The sequence below is a fragment of the Candidatus Methylacidithermus pantelleriae genome (genome assembly GCF_905250085.1).
GTDB classification, from domain to species: Bacteria; Verrucomicrobiota; Verrucomicrobiia; order Methylacidiphilales; family Methylacidiphilaceae; genus Methylacidithermus; species Methylacidithermus pantelleriae.
This window is the reverse complement of the sequence record NZ_CAJNOB010000007.1, coordinates 21,782-39,516: the sequence shown is the minus strand read 5'-3', so window position 1 is coordinate 39,516 and position 17,735 is coordinate 21,782. Positions and strand designations below refer to the sequence as shown.

General features: G+C 55.3%; 17 protein-coding genes. 8 read left to right on the top strand and 9 right to left on the bottom strand.

The features are described 5' to 3' along the window. Nucleotides 1-6: 6 nt before the first annotated feature. From KK925_RS03285 to KK925_RS03245, 9 genes are all read right to left on the bottom strand, one after another. On the bottom strand, nt 7-645 hold the full coding sequence (locus KK925_RS03285; protein ID WP_174582970.1) for an MBL fold metallo-hydrolase: 639 nt from the start codon (nt 643-645) through the stop codon (nt 7-9). Continuing rightward, nucleotides 642-2,195 (bottom strand): family 1 glycosylhydrolase, encoded by a 1,554-nt coding sequence (locus KK925_RS03280; RefSeq protein WP_214096249.1) that lies wholly within the window; start codon nt 2,193-2,195, stop codon nt 642-644. The genes KK925_RS03285 and KK925_RS03280 overlap by 4 nt, the downstream gene beginning before the upstream one ends. A gap of 47 nt (nt 2,196-2,242) precedes the next feature. Further along, nucleotides 2,243-3,421 carry an MGDG synthase family glycosyltransferase gene (locus KK925_RS03275; RefSeq protein ID WP_236027829.1) on the bottom strand — a complete coding sequence of 393 codons (1,179 nt, stop codon included), beginning with the start codon at nt 3,419-3,421 and terminating at the stop codon, nt 2,243-2,245. Nucleotides 3,422-3,425: 4 nt separating this feature from the next. Next, nucleotides 3,426-3,953, bottom strand: a complete 528-nt coding sequence (locus KK925_RS03270; RefSeq protein ID WP_174582968.1) for an LptA/OstA family protein — start codon at nt 3,951-3,953, stop codon at nt 3,426-3,428. Between the two features lie 19 nt (nt 3,954-3,972). Beyond that, nucleotides 3,973-4,473 (bottom strand): LptA/OstA family protein, encoded by a 501-nt coding sequence (locus KK925_RS03265; RefSeq protein ID WP_214096248.1) that lies wholly within the window; start codon nt 4,471-4,473, stop codon nt 3,973-3,975. Then, nucleotides 4,466-5,266 (bottom strand): 3-deoxy-8-phosphooctulonate synthase, encoded by an 801-nt coding sequence (gene kdsA / locus KK925_RS03260; RefSeq protein WP_174582966.1) that lies wholly within the window; start codon nt 5,264-5,266, stop codon nt 4,466-4,468. The genes KK925_RS03265 and kdsA overlap by 8 nt, the downstream gene beginning before the upstream one ends. 97 nt (nt 5,267-5,363) lie before the next feature. Next, a complete protein-coding gene (locus KK925_RS03255; protein WP_174582965.1) occupies nt 5,364-6,998 on the bottom strand; it encodes a CTP synthase in 1,635 nt (544 codons plus the stop codon). Next, complete coding sequence (kdsB, locus tag KK925_RS03250) at nt 6,995-7,714, bottom strand: 3-deoxy-manno-octulosonate cytidylyltransferase (RefSeq protein WP_174582964.1); 720 nt, start codon at nt 7,712-7,714, stop codon at nt 6,995-6,997. The genes KK925_RS03255 and kdsB overlap by 4 nt, the downstream gene beginning before the upstream one ends. Beyond that, the gene (locus KK925_RS03245) at nt 7,711-8,715 is read right to left on the bottom strand and encodes a bifunctional heptose 7-phosphate kinase/heptose 1-phosphate adenyltransferase (RefSeq protein WP_174582963.1); all 1,005 of its coding nucleotides are present in this window, start codon (nt 8,713-8,715) and stop codon (nt 7,711-7,713) included. Before KK925_RS03245 ends, kdsB begins: the two co-directional genes overlap by 4 nt. A 152-nt stretch (nt 8,716-8,867) precedes the next feature. Here KK925_RS03245 and KK925_RS03240 point away from each other — a divergent pair, with 152 nt between their 5' ends. The 8 genes from KK925_RS03240 (at nt 8,868) to KK925_RS03205 (ending at nt 17,629) form a co-directional block, all read left to right on the top strand. Further along, entirely contained in the window at nt 8,868-9,683 is an 816-nt protein-coding gene (locus KK925_RS03240) for a prephenate dehydratase (protein WP_174582962.1), read from the top strand. 78 nt (nt 9,684-9,761) lie between these two features. Beyond that, nucleotides 9,762-10,679 (top strand): carbon-nitrogen hydrolase, encoded by a 918-nt coding sequence (locus tag KK925_RS03235; protein WP_174582961.1) that lies wholly within the window; start codon nt 9,762-9,764, stop codon nt 10,677-10,679. Then, nucleotides 10,676-11,701 carry an agmatine deiminase family protein gene (locus KK925_RS03230; protein WP_174582960.1) on the top strand — a complete coding sequence of 342 codons (1,026 nt, stop codon included), beginning with the start codon at nt 10,676-10,678 and terminating at the stop codon, nt 11,699-11,701. The genes KK925_RS03235 and KK925_RS03230 overlap by 4 nt, the downstream gene beginning before the upstream one ends. An 866-nt stretch (nt 11,702-12,567) precedes the next feature. After that, entirely contained in the window at nt 12,568-13,128 is a 561-nt protein-coding gene (locus tag KK925_RS03225) for a hypothetical protein (RefSeq protein WP_174582959.1), read from the top strand. Further along, nucleotides 13,125-14,063, top strand: a complete 939-nt coding sequence (locus KK925_RS03220; RefSeq protein WP_174582958.1) for a glycosyltransferase family 9 protein — start codon at nt 13,125-13,127, stop codon at nt 14,061-14,063. Before KK925_RS03225 ends, KK925_RS03220 begins: the two co-directional genes overlap by 4 nt. 185 nt (nt 14,064-14,248) lie before the next feature. Further along, nucleotides 14,249-15,412 carry a cysteine desulfurase family protein gene (locus KK925_RS03215; RefSeq protein WP_174582957.1) on the top strand — a complete coding sequence of 388 codons (1,164 nt, stop codon included), beginning with the start codon at nt 14,249-14,251 and terminating at the stop codon, nt 15,410-15,412. A 421-nt stretch (nt 15,413-15,833) separates the two neighbouring features. After that, nucleotides 15,834-16,994: an aminotransferase class V-fold PLP-dependent enzyme gene (locus KK925_RS03210; protein ID WP_174582981.1), complete on the top strand. Its 1,161-nt coding sequence runs from the start codon at nt 15,834-15,836 to the stop codon at nt 16,992-16,994. A gap of 5 nt (nt 16,995-16,999) precedes the next feature. After that, nucleotides 17,000-17,629: a DNA-3-methyladenine glycosylase gene (locus KK925_RS03205; RefSeq protein ID WP_174582956.1), complete on the top strand. Its 630-nt coding sequence runs from the start codon at nt 17,000-17,002 to the stop codon at nt 17,627-17,629. Nucleotides 17,630-17,735: the final 106 nt, after the last annotated feature.

Here is a 17,735-nt window from a genome sequence, read left to right as displayed (position 1 = left end):
CTGCGGCTAAGAAAAATCGGTCAAGAAACCGTTGGATTCCTTTTCTTGCCTAACCGTCGTGGGCGGCCCATGTCCGGGATAGATCGTGGTGTCATCAGGAAGGGTACAAAAACAGCGCCGCAGCGTTTCCAAAAGCTCATCCCTGGAGCCACCGGGAATATCCCAGCGGCCCACACTTCCGGCAAAAAGCACATCACCTGAAAAAATGCGTCGCTTGGCTTTCTCGTAAAAAGCAAGGCTCCCCGGAGAGTGCCCCGGCACGTGGAAGACCACAAACCGGCGCCCGGCCAGTTCCCATTCGATCTTTCCCCGCAAAGGAACCTGGAGGCGCTGGTACTCTTGTAATGGGCGAAAACGCCAAGGGATTCCAAAAAATTCTCCCTGGGATGGATTGCGTAACAATCGCTCGTCCTCGGGATGGGCATACACCATACAAGCCTGTTGTTCGCGGACGGTCTCCGCATCCCACACATGATCCAAATGACCATGAGTGAGGATCAATGCCTCCAATTGAATCCCCTCTTCCCGCAAAAAGTCGGCCAGCCCATCGGGAGCATCGAAGCAGAGATAACCCTTTGGGGAAGGGACAAGGTAAGCGTTGGTGTTGAAAGGCCCGCCCGTAAAAATCCAGGGATCCCGCTTCATACACCCACAAGCTCCTGAGCCTTCGCTACCTCCTGGGCAAAGACCTCCGCGGCCGAGTCACCGTCAGACCCCGAGGTCTTTTCCTGGAGCCTCCCCTCGGGCGATAGGGAAAAAAGCCCAAACTCTGGTTCATAGGTTCCCCACTCGTAATTGTCAACGAGCGACCAATAAAAATAGCCAAAGAGTGGGTGCCCTTCCCTGCGCAACCGGACCAGCTCCCGTACATGCTGGATGATGTATTCGGAGCGAGATACACCATCCGGCCGAGCTCTTTCAGTGGCCCGCTCCGCCATCCCGTTCTCTGCGACGAGAAGGGGGAGGCCAAACTCTGCCAACTGGGTGACAAACCATTCGAGTGCCGAAGCTCTGCACGGCCATTCCCACCATCGCACTGTACAGAGGGAGGCAAGACGTTGTGCCCAGTTCTTGCCCTTAAGCCCACCGAACTCTTTGAGCCGGGGTCTGTGAAACCAATCCTCTACCAGGGGAAGGTAGTAATCGAAGGCGACAAAATCCAGCGGTGGGCTGGGACGAGAACCCAATAGCCTAACAAGCCTTCTCCAACAACGTTCCGACGGCAAAAGGTGCGCGATTCCATGATGCAAACAACGAAACCAGTCGCCGAGTATCCTTTGGGAAAGAGGAAACCGCAGTGAGAGCTCCTTCTTCAAACGCCTCTCCAAGCTACGTGCCCGATCCTTTAAGTACGCAAACGCTTGGTCGGGTTTCAGTCCCAAAGGCCCTGCGTGCAAAAGATCCCACCAAGCCATATCGAGCCAGTAAAGATTGGAAGCATGCAAGTTGAGGCTCACCCAAGGGTACAGACCCAACCCTTGGTAAAGCTCATGGATGCAATCAAAAGCCCGAACGTGAGCCTCCAAAAGCCGGGCCAAAGCTCCCAGCATCGCACGCAGGCCATGTGTTTGAGTGACAGGGAATAGAGGGAAGAAGTAACCACAGAGGGCCAACACATTCGGTTCATTAATGGTGAGATAGAACCGGGGAGGGGGACACCCGTAATCGGCCGGAAGAACCTTAAGGAAATAACTGACCGTCTTGTGAACAAACTTCTCGAAGGCAACGACCGTTCCATCGGATAGCCAGGCGTCGGGGCCCAGCCACGCAGGATGAGTAAAATGGTGCAAGGTCACGACCGGCTCTAGACCAAGCTTGCGACAATACGCTAGGATCGCCGCGTAGCGGTCCAGAGCCTCCTGGTCAAACGGGGGAACCATTCTGGCAGCTCTCTTTTGCGAATGAAGGAAGCGGACTGGCTGGACGCGCTCCCATCCGATACCCATCCGAAAGGCGTTTAAGCCCAGCCGGGCCACCTCTTCCAGAAAGCTTTCCGCCCGTTTCCAAAACCCTACTGCCTCCCCCGAACGCTCCACTCGAGCCGCCGCTTCCGCCCACGCCCAGTTGTTTTGAGGCTCTCCAGGGCCGTTATACCCTCCCTCGTGTTGGTACGGGGATGTGGCTACTCCCCATAGAAAGGGTAGACAACGCCCAGCATCCTCTTTCTCCAAAGGCCGTAGGAAAGAAAAATCCATCGGTCGTCCCGTTCCCATCCTCCAGAAGCGTTAAAAGACAGGCAATCCTATTTGCTTTTGCCAGCCGCGCGAATCTGCCTCCGTGGCACCAACACCGGCTCTTCCTCCTCCGAAAGGAGGGTCTGAACGATCACCTGCCCCGCGTCGGGCCGACTCCACGCAAGAGCTTGTTTCCGCATTTGCGCAAGCTGTTCCGGATGCCGAAGCAACTGTTCCACCTTAAAGGCCAAGGTGGTTAACTCGTTGCACTTAATCGCAATTCCCCTCTCCAAAAGATAGTCGCTATTGCGCTCCTCCTGCCCAGGAATCGGAGAAACAATAACCATCGGTAACCCCATGGCCATAGCTTCCGACGCAGTCAATCCTCCCGGCTTGCCAATCAGAAGGGTAGCCGCTGCCATCCATCGATGCATCTGGTCCGTATAGCCGATCACATGAACGGGCAAAGGATGCGGGTGAAGCTGCAAGTTCAGTCGAATTCTTTGGGCCAAAACTTCGTTCCTCCCGCATATGACGACCACTTGAGCGGGTGTACCGAGAAAGGAAAGCTCTTCCAAGATCGCTTCCACAGGACTGACCCCCAGTGCCCCTCCCGAGACCAGTAAGAGAGGCAGCTCTGGATCCATTCCCAATTCCTGCAAGACCTTTTCTCGCTCGTTTACCGGCCGGAACACCGGATCAATCGGGACGCCGCTAACGGTAATCCGATCTTCGGGGAGTCCCAGTCGCGTCAAATGGACTTTCGCTTCCTCCGAGGCCACAAAGTAATGATGGAACACCCGGCAAAGCCACATTGCGTGACAAGCAAAATCGGTCACCACGATGGAGAGCTTGGCATGAAGCTGGCCATTATCAATGAGATAGGAAATGAGTTCCGCCGGCAAAAAGTGAGTGCACACCGTAATGTCGGGATCGAATTCTGAAATGAAATTGACTAATGGGCGCGTATTGAGGCGGTCCAACATGAGCCGCATCCGGTCCGTTTTCCAAGGCTCATCGGTGATTTTATAAACCCAGCTAACCACCGACGGAGCTTTGACCACGAGCTGAACGTAAAGTTTCGAATAAAAGTCGCGGAATAGTTTGTTGGTAAATTTGAGCGCGTCTACCGTAACCACCTCGCCCACCCCTGGCTCTTGACGAAAAGCTTTGTCAAGAGCCATGGCGGCTCGCACATGACCGGTACCCGCGCTGGCTGAAAGAATCAAAACTCGTTTGCCACCCAATGCTCTAATGGTCTTCCTTCTTAGCTCCCACATCCGACAGAACGACACGGCTGCGCCCATCGACCTCCATTCGATCGCTGGAGCGGTAAATCGTAATCGTCGAACCGGTGAGCCGGTTCTTATCCTGCACAAGCTCGGGGGAACCCGTCAGCACAAGCTTGTCTTCCGAAACGATATACTCCGCCTGGCTCGCCCGCGCTACCCGGTTACCCTGCTCAATTTCAACATTCCCCCGGGCCACCAACCGTTCTACCTGTTTTCCGGAGGCATCGAAGTACACGGTCAGGTCGGAAGACTTCATCCGCAGGTTATTTCCCATAAGAAGCACGTTTCCAGTAAATAGACCCTCATGCTTGCCCATATCCAGCTGAAAGGCTTCCGAAGTAATGACCGTCGCGTTGGGATTGGTTTTTAGCTCCGGAGCCTCCTCTTCCTCTCCTTCTCCCCACGCCGAGATCCCCGAGAGGCGTAGAAAAAAAATCCACGCCAACAGCACACCGAGCAAGCGCACGCAACGATTTGCCGCTTCCATTACGCCTCCATTCCAGCCATTAGCTCCCCGTTGCTCCACCGGATCCCTCGAGAGGAACTTTGGAGTTAGGGTTTCTTGGAAGACCCTTGGGAGGAGCTCCCAAGGGCAGGCCATAGAGCACCACACGGACGTTCCCATGGAGAATCCCTTTCCGACTTTTCAAATCCCATTCGATGGAACGTGACGTAAGCTGAAGGTCCTTCCGCTCGACACGCACTCCATCGTGTCCCACCAACCGGCTTTCGAGATTCCATAACTCACAACGGGGGGAACGAATGGTGACCGTTGGCTCCCTCCCTTGGTAAAGCTCAATCGTGAGATCTCGGATTTCCGTCCGGTTGACACTTAAAACTTTGGCCTCTTTTCCCTGAAGACTCAAAACAAGCCGACCCGCTTCGTCCCGGTGAGGCAGGTAAAAATTTTTAATGGTTGACCCAAGAGGGACATCCGCACCGGGTTCCTGGGCCAAAAGCCCTGCGGCTAGCCCAACCCCACAAAGAACCACAAAGACCCTAGCCAAGGACAATGGCTTCATAAATGGCCCCCAGGGTGTCCAATAAGCTAGGTATCTCTTTTAAGGGAAGCATGCAAGGACCATCGGACCAGGCTCGATCCGGGTCCGGATGGGTTTCCATAAAAAGTCCATCCACCCCAGCCGCAACCGCAGCCCGGGCCAACACGGGAACCAGGCTCCGATCGCCTCCCGAAGAATTCCCAAGACTTCCCGGGCGCTGGACGGAATGAGTTGCATCAAAAATAACCCTGTGACCCGCTCGCCTCATAAGGGCAAGCGAGCGCATGTCAACAACCAAATCCCGGTATCCAAAACTTGTCCCTCTTTCGGTAATAAAATAATTTCCACACCCTCCGGCCCGGAGTTTCTCGGCGATCCGATCGGCATCCTCTGGGGCTAAAAATTGCCCCTTTTTTACGTTAACCGGCCGGCCGGACCGCGCAGCGGTGAGCAAAAGTTCCGTCTGCCTGGAAAGAAAGGCAGGAATTTGGATAAGATCGGCTACCGAAGCCACCTCCCGTACCTGCCAGCACTCGTGCACGTCGGTGGTTACCGCTACTCCCACTCGATTCCGAATCTCTGCAAGCATTTCCAGACCCTTCGCCAGTCCTGGTCCCCGGGGGGAGCTAATGCAACTCCGATTGGCCTTATCAAAGGAGGCTTTAAAAACGAATTGAAATCCCCGACACACGGCCTCTTCCTTAAGGAACTCCGCCACCTCCAGGCCAAGAGAGAGACTTTCGAGCAAGCAGGGCCCAGCGATAAGAACCAGAGGGTTTTTTTGGGTTCTGTCCTTCATGGTCTAGGGTTAGCCCTCCCAACTCTCCCCAACCCGTTTTCCTTTTCCTTTCGTTTTCCCCGTCGTTTCTAGCGGCCATGCCCCCTGGTTTTGGTCTCTAGTTCCGGATCTCCAAAAGCGGATAACGCGCTGCCTGGGCATGAGCAAGCGCCGCTCGCAGGAACGCCACAAAAAGTGGATGCGGCCGATTCGGCTTGGATTGAAACTCCGGATGAAATTGGCAACCCACAAACCACGGATGGTCCACTAGCTCCATGATCTCCACCAGCCGATCATCAGCAGCCACTCCGGAAACAAGGAAACCGGCCTTTTCCATCCGGTCCCGATACGCATGATTAACCTCGTACCGGTGCCGGTGCCGCTCTGCAACCTCCGATCGCCCGTAGGCGGCCCAAGCTCTCGTCCCCGGCCGAAGGATGCACAGAGAGCTACCCAAACGCATCGTGCCCCCCTTGACCACCACCCGTCTCTGTTCATCCAATAGACAAATCACCGGATCTGGCGTCTCTGGTACGAATTCCGTGCTGTGCGCACGGGTTAACCCCAAAACGTTCCGGGCAAACTCAATGACCGCAATTTGCATTCCAAGACATAGTCCCAGGTAGGGAATTCTCTCTTCCCGCGCATAGCGCGCCGCAGCAATCTTGCCTTCGACTCCCCGACTTCCGAAGCCCCCCGGTACGAGAATCCCGTTAATCCCATCCAAATAACGGGCTGGACCCTGCGCCTCAATCTGGCCCGCATCCACCCTGCGTACGGCCACCCGCGCTTCCAGCTCGGCCCCTGCATGGGTTAAGGCCTCGCAGAGGCTTTTGTAAGCGTCTTGATGCTCGATGTACTTCCCTACAATGGCCACTTCGACCGTGTGCTTCGGCTGGGCCAAACGGCGCAAAAACTCCTTCCAGTCCGACATGTTCGCCGCGCCCAGCTGTAAACCCAGATGCCGGCATACTAGCTCGTCCAATCCCTCTTGTTGGAGCGCCAGAGGGAGCTCATAAATGCTCAGCTCGACATCCTGTTCTTCAATGACCGCTTCCAAGGGAACATTACAGTAAAGAGCAATCTTCCTTCGTACCTCAAGGTCGATCGGAACCTCGGTGCGACACACAATGATGTGAGGCTGAATTCCGATTTCCCGGAGCTTGGCAACACTCTGCTGGGTCGGCTTGGTCTTAAGCTCTCCGGCTGCCTTAATGTAAGGCACAAGGGTCACATGCAAAAAAAGGGCGTTTCGCGGGCCTACTTCCATAGCAAATTGTCGAACTGCCTCTAGAAAGGGAAGCCCTTCGATATCTCCGGTTGTCCCGCCAATTTCCGTAATCACCAGATCACATTCGTCTTCCCGGGCAACGGCCCGAATTCGCTCTTTGATTTCGTCAGTAACGTGTGGGATGACCTGAACGGTTTTGCCCAAATAATCACCCCGCCGTTCCTTGGCCAGCACCGCCTCGTAAATCTGCCCTGTCGTGACGTTGTTGCTCCGGGTCAATCGCGCTGAGGTGAACCGCTCGTAATGCCCCAAATCAAGATCCGTCTCTGCCCCATCATCCAGAACGTAGACCTCCCCGTGCTGGTAGGGATTCATCGTTCCCGGATCCACGTTCAAATACGGATCAAACTTCTGGAGTGTCACGCGGAGCCCTCTCCGTTCCAGAAGGGTCCCCAGGGCCGCAGCCGTCAGTCCCTTACCGATGGAACTGACTACGCCACCTGTAACAAAAATATGTTTCATTTTTGCTGCAGGAGCCGTTCAACCTTTGGGACATCCTCCGGAGTGTCCACTCCCTGAAAGCAACCGTCCACTTCCACCACTTTAATCCGCAATCCGTTCTCCAGAGCTCGAAGCTGTTCCAGATCTTCGTCTTGCTCCAACCGGCCGGGAGGTAAGCGGACGAGCTTCGCTAGCGCCCACAATTGGTATGCATAAACCCCAAGATGCCGGAGAAACGATCGCCGGCTTGGATCCCGGAAACAATATGGCACGCCGGATCGACTAAAGTAAAGAGCGTAGCCCTGGCAATCACAAACCACCTTGACCACATGCGCACTGGCCCATTCTTCGCAGCTGTTTTGCCGGACGGCCAACGTGCCGAGGGGAGCCTCCCCCATCTCCTCCACCAGCCGGTCGAGAAAGAACCCGGAAATTAAAGGTTCATCCCCCTGGAGATTCACGACCAGCCGCGTTGACAGCTTCTGGGCTACCTCAGCAACCCGTTCCGTCCCCGAGCGATGTGCAGGATCAGTGAGAACCGCTTGCCCACCGAACCCCTCAACGACCCGGACGATTTCGGGGTGATCGGTCGCCACGATCACCCCTTTTGCCTTCTGGCTCTGGCAAGCTCGCTCCCAAACCCATTGGACCAGGGGTTTCCCTGCCACTAAAGCCAAAGGTTTCCCAGGGAAACGCCGGCTATGGTAGCGAGCAGGAATGATAATCCAATAGCTCACCTTTGCCCAGGAGCCGATTCGAGCAAAGCCTTAGCGAGTTCCTCCCGTCCAACCGTCGCTGTCCCTAGCTTGCCCACGACCACCGAAGCACCGCAGTTGGCAATGACCGCCGCTTGCCTCGGGGAAAGACCTGCGGCAAGCCCGAGCGTTAATAGGGCCACAGCCGTATCCCCGGCTCCGGTCACATCGAAGACCTCTCGCCGGATCCCACAAATCCAGTGTTCCCCGTCGGGCTCAACGACCAGCATTCCTTCCTCTCCCAGGGTAACCACCACACACCAGACGTTCCAGCTCTTGCGAAGAAGACGAGCCGCCCGCTCAAGGGAAGCTCTTTCCCCCTCCCGCTGGGGTTCCTTGGCATGCAAGAGAACCTCTTTCCGGTTCGGTTTAACGACCCGCGCTCCCACCCACTGGACAGCATGGGATAAGCAAGGATCAACGACTGATAGTTTCTTCTGGCGCTGGCAGGCAAGGAGAATTGCGTCAGCCATATCCTGTGTAAACATTCCTTTCCCATAGTCTTCCAAAATGACGGCATCGACCTCTCCCAACCGCAAGGCAAGGAACTCACGCATTTTGCCTGCGATTGTTGCAGGCAGAGGCTCGCGGGATTCGCGGTCCACCCGTACCACCTGTTGTTTTCTTCCGATGACCCGGGTTTTCTGGGTCGTCGGCCGATCGGACAGGGCAAAAACCCCACTCACATCGGCCCCTGCGTCGGCCAAAAGTTTCCGCACCAGTTGCCCGGCTGCGTCCTCCCCCACCACACCCGCTACCACTACAAAGGGCGTAAACTCGAGTACATTGCGAGCCACGTTGGCTGCTCCTCCTGGGTAGTAGCTTGTCCGCTCCACCTCAACCACCGGCACAGGAGCCTCGGGGGAAAGGCGCTCAACACGGCCCCACAGGTATTCATCCAGCATGAGGTCCCCCACCACGAGGATCCGGAGACGTGCAAAACTCTCGAAAAGCGAGGATACTTCGGGGAAAGATTCCAGCATAGCGAGCCACTAAAAACGGCAATTTCCCTCCGTGTCAACCTTCCCCAAAGGCTCCGGTTTCGTTTCTCAGATCATCCCCTTTTTGCCATCCTTGCGTCCGGCCTACTTTTTCTCCTACCTTACCCCGGCCTCCCTATGAGAAAGGTCTTCCCATGAGCGTTGCGTTTCTGGGACCGGCCCAAACCTTTTCCCACCTTGTGGCCAAGAAACGCTTCCCCAAAAGGAAGCTTTTGCCTCTTCCGTCCATTCCGGAGGTGGTGGAATACGTGCGACGCCATCCTTTGTCGTCGGGCATTGTCCCCATCGAAAATTCCTCCAGCGGAATGATCCCCGAAACGGTCGATCTTCTTCTGGATCGAAGTTTCTCCCTATGCATCCGCGAGGAGCTAGCTTTGCGCGTCCGGTTAGCCCTGTTGGGTCGGCGAGGCGCCAAGATCAAGACCCTCTACTCCCATGCGGCCCCGCTCTATCACTGCCGGAACTGGATTATGCAACGTTTTCCAGAAGTCCAGCTGCGACGTGTGGCCAGCACAGCGGAAGCAGCCCGACTTGCCTCTCTTGAGCCTGCGTCTGCAGCTCTATCCACCCGCGATGCAGCGATTCTTTACGGGCTAGAGGTTCTCGAATATCCTGTGGCGGACGATACCGCAAATCTCACCCAGTTCTTTGTCTTGGGGCACCGCCCCGCGGGGTCGGGAGCGAGGGAAACCAGCCTGGCTGTTTTGCTTAAGGAGAAAGTGGGTAGCCTCTGCTCGTTTCTGGAACCTTTTCGGGAGGAGGGGCTGAACCTCAAGCGAATTGTGTCTCACCCGGTGATGGGCCATCCAAACACCTATTTTTTCTTTCTTAGTGTCCAGGCTCCCAACACCGACCCGCGTTTTATCCAGGCCACAGAGAAAGCGAAAAAACACACGTGGGAGATGCGCCTTTTGGGCTCCTACCCGGTTCGCCGACCCTATAGCTCCTAGAAAAGAGTAAGAAACGAAAAAAAAAGAAGGCCAGCTTGCAGCCGGCATCGAGGTATGCCAGTTAGAGTCATTTCGACGATGAAAGTTTCCGTCGGGTTGATCCAGATGGGTGCCGAAAAGGACTCCCAAGAAACCCTAGCCAAAGCGGGAAGGCTTTTCCATGAAGCCGCCGCCCGGGGAGCTTCTATCCTCTGTACACCTGAGCTCTTTGCAACTCCCTACTTTTGCCAGAAAATGGACCCTGCCAATTTTCGTCTTGCGGAGGAAATACCTGGGGGACCTACCGCCCGCACCCTGGCCCGTGTGGCCCAGGAACTTGGCGTGGTGATTATCGGCGGGGTTTTTGAGCGAAGGGCACCAGGCGTTTACCACAATAGCGCCCTCATTATGGGTGAAGATGGAAAGGTTTTGGGGCTTTATCGAAAGATGCACCTTCCCGAAGAACCCGGATATTACGAAAAATACTACTTTGCCCCGGGTGACCTCGGTTACCGCGTCTGGCCGACCCGCTACGGGCCCCTTTCCGTCCTCATTTGCTGGGATCAGTGGTTTCCCGAAGCTGCGCGCAGTAGTGTCCTCCAAGGAGCAGTGCTCCTTTTTTATCCCACCAGTATCGGCTGGCATCCGCAGGAGAAAGAGAAAGAAGGAAGGCACCAGTTGGCCGCATGGCAAATCGTCCAGCGGGCACACGCCATTGCCAATGGCTGTTATGTTGTGGCCGTCAACCGCGTGGGGTGGGAGGCAGGGGACGAGGGAACCGGGCTTGAGTTTTGGGGTCACAGCTTTGTGGCGGATCCCCTTGGGCGAATCGTTGCGGAAGCCGGAGAACAAGAGGAAATCTTAGTCGCGGAGCTTGATCTATCCCTCGTGGAAGAAACCCGAAAGTTCTGGCCCTTTTTGCGAGACCGTAGAGTGGACAGTTACCGGTCCATTCTTGGACTGTTCGACCCCAACCTTGGATCCTCAAGTGCCACACAAAGCTCTTCCTCCCCATGAACACTCCCAAAGCACTTGGTTTCCGCTTTCCGGCCGAATGGGAAACCCACCGGGCGACCTGGCTCTGCTGGCCCAGAGAGGACGGGATTAGCTTTGAGGGTGGATGGGAAGGGATTCCGGAACTCTGGGCTCAATTGGCCCATGAGCTTTCCCAAGGAGAAGAAGTGCACATTTGCCTCTTTTCCGAAGCTCAGCGGGAACAAGCACAGAGCTATCTCAAAGGAAAAAAGGAAAACATTTATTGGCATGATTTTCCTGCCTACGAGCCGTGGCCCCGCGATTACGGACCCACGTTTCTCGTGGGCCCGGCCGGAAAGGCTCTCATTGACTGGGGTTTTAACGCTTGGGGTGGGAAATACCCCCCGTGGGAGCTAGACGACCTGGTTCCTCAGAAAATTGCTCAATATCGAAGGCTCCCTCTGTGGAAAGGTCCGGTCATTTTAGAAGGGGGTGCCATCGATACTGACGGTGAAGGAACGCTTCTTGCCTCTCAAGATTGCTTACTGGACCCAAGACGCAATCCCGGATTGACGCAACGGGAAATGGAACAAATTCTCGAGGAGTTCCTCGGGGTCAAGCGGGTGATCTGGCTATCGGGATCGCTAGAAGGCGACGATACTGACGGCCATGTGGACAATCTTGCGCGTTTCGTGGCGCCGGGTGTGGTTGTCGTCAGTTTACCCGAGGATCCCCAGGACGCCAATTACCCCGTGTGCTGGGAAAACTACCAGCGCTTGGCCAAAAGCGAAACAGCCCGGGGGCAAAAGCTCTGTGTGGTCCCCGTTCCCCTTCCCGATGCCGTCGTGCATGGCCACCAACGCTTACCGGCAAGCTACGTCAACTTCTACATCGCCAACCATTGCGTGATTGTTCCCTCTTTTGGATGGGAAGCTAAGGAACGGCAAATCCAAGAGGTTTTATCCGGGTTCTTTCCCGGGCGGCGCATTCTGCTTTGGGAGGCGCGTCGGCTCATCTGGGGACTGGGGGCTTTTCATTGCATCACCTTGCAAGAGCCTTTATAAACCCAGCCGGTATAAGAAGCTTCGATGGGGCGCATCCCCGGAGAAAATCGGGATGAACCGAAAAGGTTAGGAGGAGCAAAAGAAAAAAAAGACTCTCGCTTCGGGCGATGCGATCTATGGACCAGATGCTGAGGCGCCATAAAGAGAACTTGTGGGGTGCTTGTAGCCGTGGCTAGGAAGCTCCACAGACAATCTTTTGCGGGAACCCTGCTATGGCTAGCCTCTTGCCAACCGGGGAAGAAAAAACGCGCTTTCCAGCAATTGGCGGTTGACAGAAAGGCTAGGCCACCCATCGGTTGCCAGGGCTCTACAAAAGCTTGCCCGGAATTTCCCAGAGGATCCTTGGCTCGAACAAAAGCCTTGGTAGTGCAAGCACAAGCTACCGGATCTTGCAAAAAAAAGAGGTACGACCTGGCACGACCCGCCGGACACGGTCTTGTCTTAAGCCGGAGGGGAAGGATGGGGAAAAGGGAAAATGAAGGCCTCACGACGGACCGGTCGCCCCTAGGCAAGTACCCTGGATTGCGAGCAAACGTTTGAAAGTACGGGCTACCTTCTCTTTCCGGTTTCGGCTTGGGGAGCCTGCCTCCGGAGACGCGGCGCAACCCAGGGAAAACCGGAGAAACTGTCTAGTCCCTGGCGATGGTTGGGAAATAGGAATGCCCTCCGAAGAAACAAAAGGAACTTTCTGGCAGTTCCCAGCAAAAGGGCCAGCACAACTGCGCCCATTGTCAAGCGGTCCTGCTCGGAGCCGTCTTTCTCATACGCACGCAACGCTCCCATTCCCGAAACTGGTCTACAAAGTCTCCCACTCCCATCCTTCCTTTGAGTACAACACCTAAAACATTCCCTAACCCCAGGAGCCTATGATTTATGCCTTTTCCTTGCGTTCCGTGAGTCTCTTTTTGGGAGCTTTGCACTTTCTTTTTGGGCTTTCCCTCTATCTATTCCCTCAGAATGTGGGGCGTACACTGGGGCTTTTGCTCCGAAACGCACTGGCGGGACGCCTTATGAGTCTGTCCGCAACGATTTGGGCCACCCTTCTGTGTGCGAGTATCGATCTTGGAGAGCTTTCCCAAGCCCGGTGGATCATTACTCTAGGATGTATCATGCTCGGACTGAGCGTTACCTGGCTTCTGGTTGAGCTTCTCTTCGTCCGCGCCTTAGGCGTGATCCTTCTTTTGGCCGCGGAAATTCCCTTGGAGGCCGCCTTCTGGGAAGAGACCCCTTGGAGGATCGTTATCAGTCTTCTTGCCTACGCTTGGATCGCTAGTGGGATTTCCATGGTTGTCACTCCCTATCACTGGCGGGCCATTGCGGACCGCCTGGATTCCAACCCGTCCTTTCTGGGAAAGGGAATCGGAGCGGTTTTTCTCTTCCTGGGCGCGCTCTTGATCATCCTCTCCTTTACAGTCTACCCAGCATGAGGAGGATCCTCATTGCCAAAGGGGGAGCCCTGGGTGACTGGCTACTTACGTTGCCTGCGTGTTCCGCTCTGCGGCAAGCACTGGCACCCTCTTCGGTCGTTCTTCTGGGAAGAACTTCCTGGGTGAAACTGGCCCTCCGGGCAGGATTTGTTGCAGCGTACTCGCTGGAGAAACCCGGATGGGAAAGTCTTTGGGTGAAGGGGGGAGAACTACCGGAAAAGATCCGTTCTTTGCTGCGAAACTTTGATCTCATTCTTTCGTTTCTCTCCGATCCAGACGGGACATGGGCTGGGGAGATTCGCCGCTGGACCCCGGCACGCTATCTCCAACTTTTGCCCCCTCGACCGGGCCGGCCGGTGGCGCTTGATTACTGGCTCCAGCTACGCGAATTCCTTCAGCTAGAACTTCCCCTACCGAAAGGTCCCTTCATTTGTCCTTGGAAAGAAGATCTTGACGCGTTTGAAGCTTGGCGAAGTGAGCTTGAAGAAAGCCAGCAAAGGCGGTCCTCCCAGTTTCCATGGGTCGTTCTTCATGCAGGGAGCGGAAGCAGGAAAAAAAATTGGCCTGTCGATTATTGGAACTGGGTATTAGAGCGTCTCCACGATCGAGACCTCTGGGTGGTGCTTCTGGCTGGGGAAGCCGAAAGAGACTGGATCGGCTCGCTAGCAAAAAAAGCTCATACGATCGGGCTTGAGCTGCCTCTGGCAACTCTCGTGGCGCTCTTAAGCCAAGCTAGCCTGTACGTGGGCAATGACTCAGGGATTACTCACCTAGCCGCCGCGTGCGGATGCCCAGTGCTGGCACTTTTCGGGCCAACTGACCCAGGCGTGTGGCAACCCTGGGGGCCTCGGGTTACGATCCTCAAAGGTGGGCCTACATGGGAGGGGCTCTCTCCAGAAAAGGTTCTCGCCCACATAGAAAACTTGCTTGGCTAGGCCAGGATGCATGGACCCCAAGGAAAGAGGGAGCTTTTTGGCCGTCGACGTATTGGACGGAAACCAGAATCGAGATAGGTTTCGTTACCGCTAGCTCCTGGTGCCACTCTTTGAGCATTCCTACTCCAGAAAGCTTGTGCTTTGGCAAAGCCAACAATGACGAAAAAACGAGCGGCTTCCCAGAAATGACGGAAAAGCTTCTTTACTTTGATCATAACGCTACCACCCCTTTGGCACCAGAAGTTCTCGAGGAAATGCTCCCGTTTCTGCGAGAAAGCTATGGGAACCCTTCCAGCCTCCACCGCTTGGGCCAGGAAGCCTCCCGAGCCCTCCAACTAGCTCGAGAAAGACTGAGCGCTTTCCTTCACGCCCAGCCGGAAGAGATCATCTTTACCAGCGGCGGAACCGAATCCAATCACCTGGCCTTTTTTTCCGCTCTAGGCACGACCGGTCGAACCCAGTTCGTTACGACGCAAGTCGAACATGCTTCTGTCTACCGCCTTTGCCAGTTTTTGCAACGTAAGGGCTACCAGGTCCACTATGTAGGGGTAAACAAGCACGGACAACCCAACTGGGAGGAGTTTGAGCGGTATATCAGCTCGCGAAGCGCGCTTGTTTCGGTGGCATGGGCCAATAGCGAGACAGGAGTGCTCTCTCCAATAGAAATGATTGGAGAGTTGTGCCGTAGCCAGGGAGTTCTTTTCCACTGCGACGCAGTCCAGGTAGCGGGCAAGCTTCCGATTGAGTGGAGTCAACTTCCCATGGATTTTCTTTCGCTGTCCGCACACAAGTTTCACGGGCCTAAGGGAGTAGGAGCGCTTCTAGTGCGAAAAGGGGTTCCCGTGGAACCTCTCTTTTTTGGAGGTGGGCAAGAACAAGGCCGCCGGTCGGGAACGGAGAATGTAGCGGGGATTGTTGGAATGGGGAAAGCCGCCGAACTTGCCTCCCAGTATCTTGCCGAAAATGGACCTGCCAAACTGGCTGAGCTTCGGAACTGGTTTGAGGACAAGCTATTGGCGGAGATTCCCGGTGTTCGAGTAGTGGGGCAAGGATCTCCGCGCATTCCCAATACAACCAGTCTTTTCGTTCCCGGTACCGAGGCTTATACCCTGGTGCATGAACTTTCTCACCGAGGGATTTGCGTATCGACCGGTTCGGCTTGTAGCTCGCGATCGGTGGAACCGTCACGCGTACTTCGGGCCATGGGTTTCTCCGCCCGGGAAGCTAGAGCGACCCTTCGTATCTCCCTTTCCCGCTACACTACGAGGGAGGAACTTTGTGTCCTTACGGAGATTTTGCCCTCTTTAGTAGAAGAGGTTCGAAGAGCCTTTTCGGTCGACTCCTCGTGAGACCTCCGGGAAAGCACTTGGCATGCGACTCCTTTGGGCCAGGAAGGAGATGAGATACTGCCGGCAGTTTCACGGGTTTGGACTCCGAGAAAAGTCTCACCGGGCTCAAACGATCTTCCCTCGCGTACCAAGATGGTAGCGGATCTTGTGAAGGGAATCCAAAGCCTACTGGGGATGTTTTTCGGCCCCTCTGGGTGAGTGCCTCGCAGGAAGGAGAGGGAGAAGGAAAAAAGAAACGATCCAACGCCCAGCGCAATCGCTTCAAAAAAAGGAGTCAGGCCGATGGTGGCCACCAGGATCTTTCCCATTGGACTACAAAAAAGATCCCAACCTTTTTGCTTTGCGAACGAAAAACTCCCGAGAAAATCCTAACTACCCGGCTGATCGGGCGGAGTACCTAAACTCTCCCTTCCACCTAACCATGACGTTAGAAGACATTCTGGAATCTGAGGAGCTCCGCCAAAAGGAGTTTCCGGTGGTTCAGAGAGAAATTTTCCTCGCTCATGCGGGGGTCTCACCCTTACCTCGTCGGGTGGCACGCAAAATCCAGGAAGCTGCCGAACGGTCTACCCTCGGCGACCAGGAACGTGAGGAAATCTGGCAGGAAGTCGAGCAAACCCGGGTGCTCGCCTCGAATCTTTTACAAGCAGAGCCCGAGGAAATTGCGCTTCTCGGTCCAACGGCGCTTGGGCTTAACCTGGTTGCTCACGGGCTAGACTGGAGGCCTGGAGAAGAGATCATCTATTACCCAGGCGATTACCCCTCCAACGTATATCCCTGGCGAACCCTGGCTCAACGGGGAGCGGTTCTTATCCCTTTGCAGCCCAAGGTGCCCGGCCAGATTGATCCAGAAATGGTGTTTGAAGCTCTCTCCCCACGGACCCGGTTGGTCGCTCTTTCTAGCTGTCACTTTCTGTCTGGTTATCTTTTGGATTACCGCTCTATTGGGGAGGAACTTCGTCGGAGGGGGATCCTTTTTTGCCTAGACGGTATCCAATCGCTTGGGGCTGCGGAGCTCGATAGCCGATTTTTCGATTTCTTGAGCGCCGATTCCCATAAGTGGCTACTTGGTCCCCTGGGTGCCGGGATTTTTTTCGTAAAAAAGGAACGGCAAGATGAGCTCTTCCCTTTGCTTGTAGGCGCGTGGAACGTACAAAGTCCCCGGTTCATTGCCCAATCGAGTCTTGTATTTCATCCTACGGCTCGCCGCTATGAATGTGGTGCCCTTTACGCTTTGGGGATCCTCGGTTTGAAAGCCTCCTTAGAACTCCTTTTGAGCGTCGGAATCGAAAAGATTCGCAACCGGTTGCTCCAGCTTCACGATTTCCTTGCTTCTCGATTGGAACAACTTGGCTGGGAGATTCTTTCCGCCAAATTCCCAGAGAACCGACGCAGTGGAATTGTTTCGGTGTCACACCCCACCCACCCTCTTCAGCCGGTTTTCGAACAGCTGAAAGAACAAAACGTTCGCGTTTCCCTGCGGTGGGATAGCGAAGCGAAACCGTATCTTCGCTTCTCGCCACATTTCTATAACACGGAAGAGGAACTCGAAAAGGTCCTCCACATCCTGCAACACCTTTAGAGCCGATGGATCAAAAGCATGGGAACGGAACCCAGAAGGGAAAAAAAATTCCGCTCGAAGCCTACCGGCTCAGTGATCCGGTAGATCGCGCGCGGTTTTTTTTGGGGAAGCGGCTGGTGGTGGAAACAACGGAGGGAAGGGTTAGTGGGCTTATTTGTGAGACGGAGGCCTATGGAGGCGCTGAAGACCGCGCTTGTCACGGGTTTGGCAATCGGAAGACACGACGCAATTGGGTTCTTTTTGAGGAAGGAGGGATCGCCTACGTATATCTCTGCTACGGGATGCATTACCTGCTCAACTTCGTCCTGGGGCCAAAAGGCATCCCGCTCGCAGTCCTCATCCGAGCGGTCTGGATTATCGAAGGGCGCTCCCTTGTGCAGCTAAGAAGAAAAGGAGTCGATCCAAAGAATTGGGCTAATGGTCCAGGCAGGGTAACTCAGGCGCTTGGAATTGACGGGAGTTTCAACGGGCTTTCGCTGGTGGGAGACCGGATATGGGTGGAGGAGACTGGCCTGGTGGTCCCGGAAAAGGAGCTGGAGATTGGCTCCAGAGTCGGCGTGGATTATGCTGGCGACTGGGCCAAGATGCCATGGCGCTTCCGATGGATCGGAGCTCAAAATCATTGCCTTTTCTAAGCAAGAGGTGCTCGAAAAAAAGCGACCGAAAAGGGCAATTTTGGAAACCCTGATGATGGAGCTTCCGTCTGGCATTACGGCGAGACACTATTTTGTCTCCGAGTCC

Coding starts and splice junctions, on each gene's coding strand:
- KK925_RS03285 (WP_174582970.1), bottom strand. CDS start 645: ATGAAGCGGGATCCCTGGATTTTTACGGGCGGGCCTTTCAACACCAAC.
- KK925_RS03280 (WP_214096249.1), bottom strand. CDS start 2,195: ATGGATTTTTCTTTCCTACGGCCTTTGGAGAAAGAGGATGCTGGGCGT.
- KK925_RS03270 (WP_174582968.1), bottom strand. CDS start 3,953: ATGGAAGCGGCAAATCGTTGCGTGCGCTTGCTCGGTGTGCTGTTGGCG.
- kdsA (WP_174582966.1), bottom strand. CDS start 5,266: ATGAAGGACAGAACCCAAAAAAACCCTCTGGTTCTTATCGCTGGGCCC.
- KK925_RS03255 (WP_174582965.1), bottom strand. CDS start 6,998: ATGAAACATATTTTTGTTACAGGTGGCGTAGTCAGTTCCATCGGTAAG.
- KK925_RS03245 (WP_174582963.1), bottom strand. CDS start 8,715: ATGCTGGAATCTTTCCCCGAAGTATCCTCGCTTTTCGAGAGTTTTGCA.
- KK925_RS03240 (WP_174582962.1), top strand. CDS start 8,868: ATGAGCGTTGCGTTTCTGGGACCGGCCCAAACCTTTTCCCACCTTGTG.
- KK925_RS03235 (WP_174582961.1), top strand. CDS start 9,762: ATGAAAGTTTCCGTCGGGTTGATCCAGATGGGTGCCGAAAAGGACTCC.
- KK925_RS03230 (WP_174582960.1), top strand. CDS start 10,676: ATGAACACTCCCAAAGCACTTGGTTTCCGCTTTCCGGCCGAATGGGAA.
- KK925_RS03225 (WP_174582959.1), top strand. CDS start 12,568: ATGATTTATGCCTTTTCCTTGCGTTCCGTGAGTCTCTTTTTGGGAGCT.
- KK925_RS03220 (WP_174582958.1), top strand. CDS start 13,125: ATGAGGAGGATCCTCATTGCCAAAGGGGGAGCCCTGGGTGACTGGCTA.
- KK925_RS03215 (WP_174582957.1), top strand. CDS start 14,249: ATGACGGAAAAGCTTCTTTACTTTGATCATAACGCTACCACCCCTTTG.
- KK925_RS03210 (WP_174582981.1), top strand. CDS start 15,834: ATGACGTTAGAAGACATTCTGGAATCTGAGGAGCTCCGCCAAAAGGAG.
- KK925_RS03205 (WP_174582956.1), top strand. CDS start 17,000: ATGGATCAAAAGCATGGGAACGGAACCCAGAAGGGAAAAAAAATTCCG.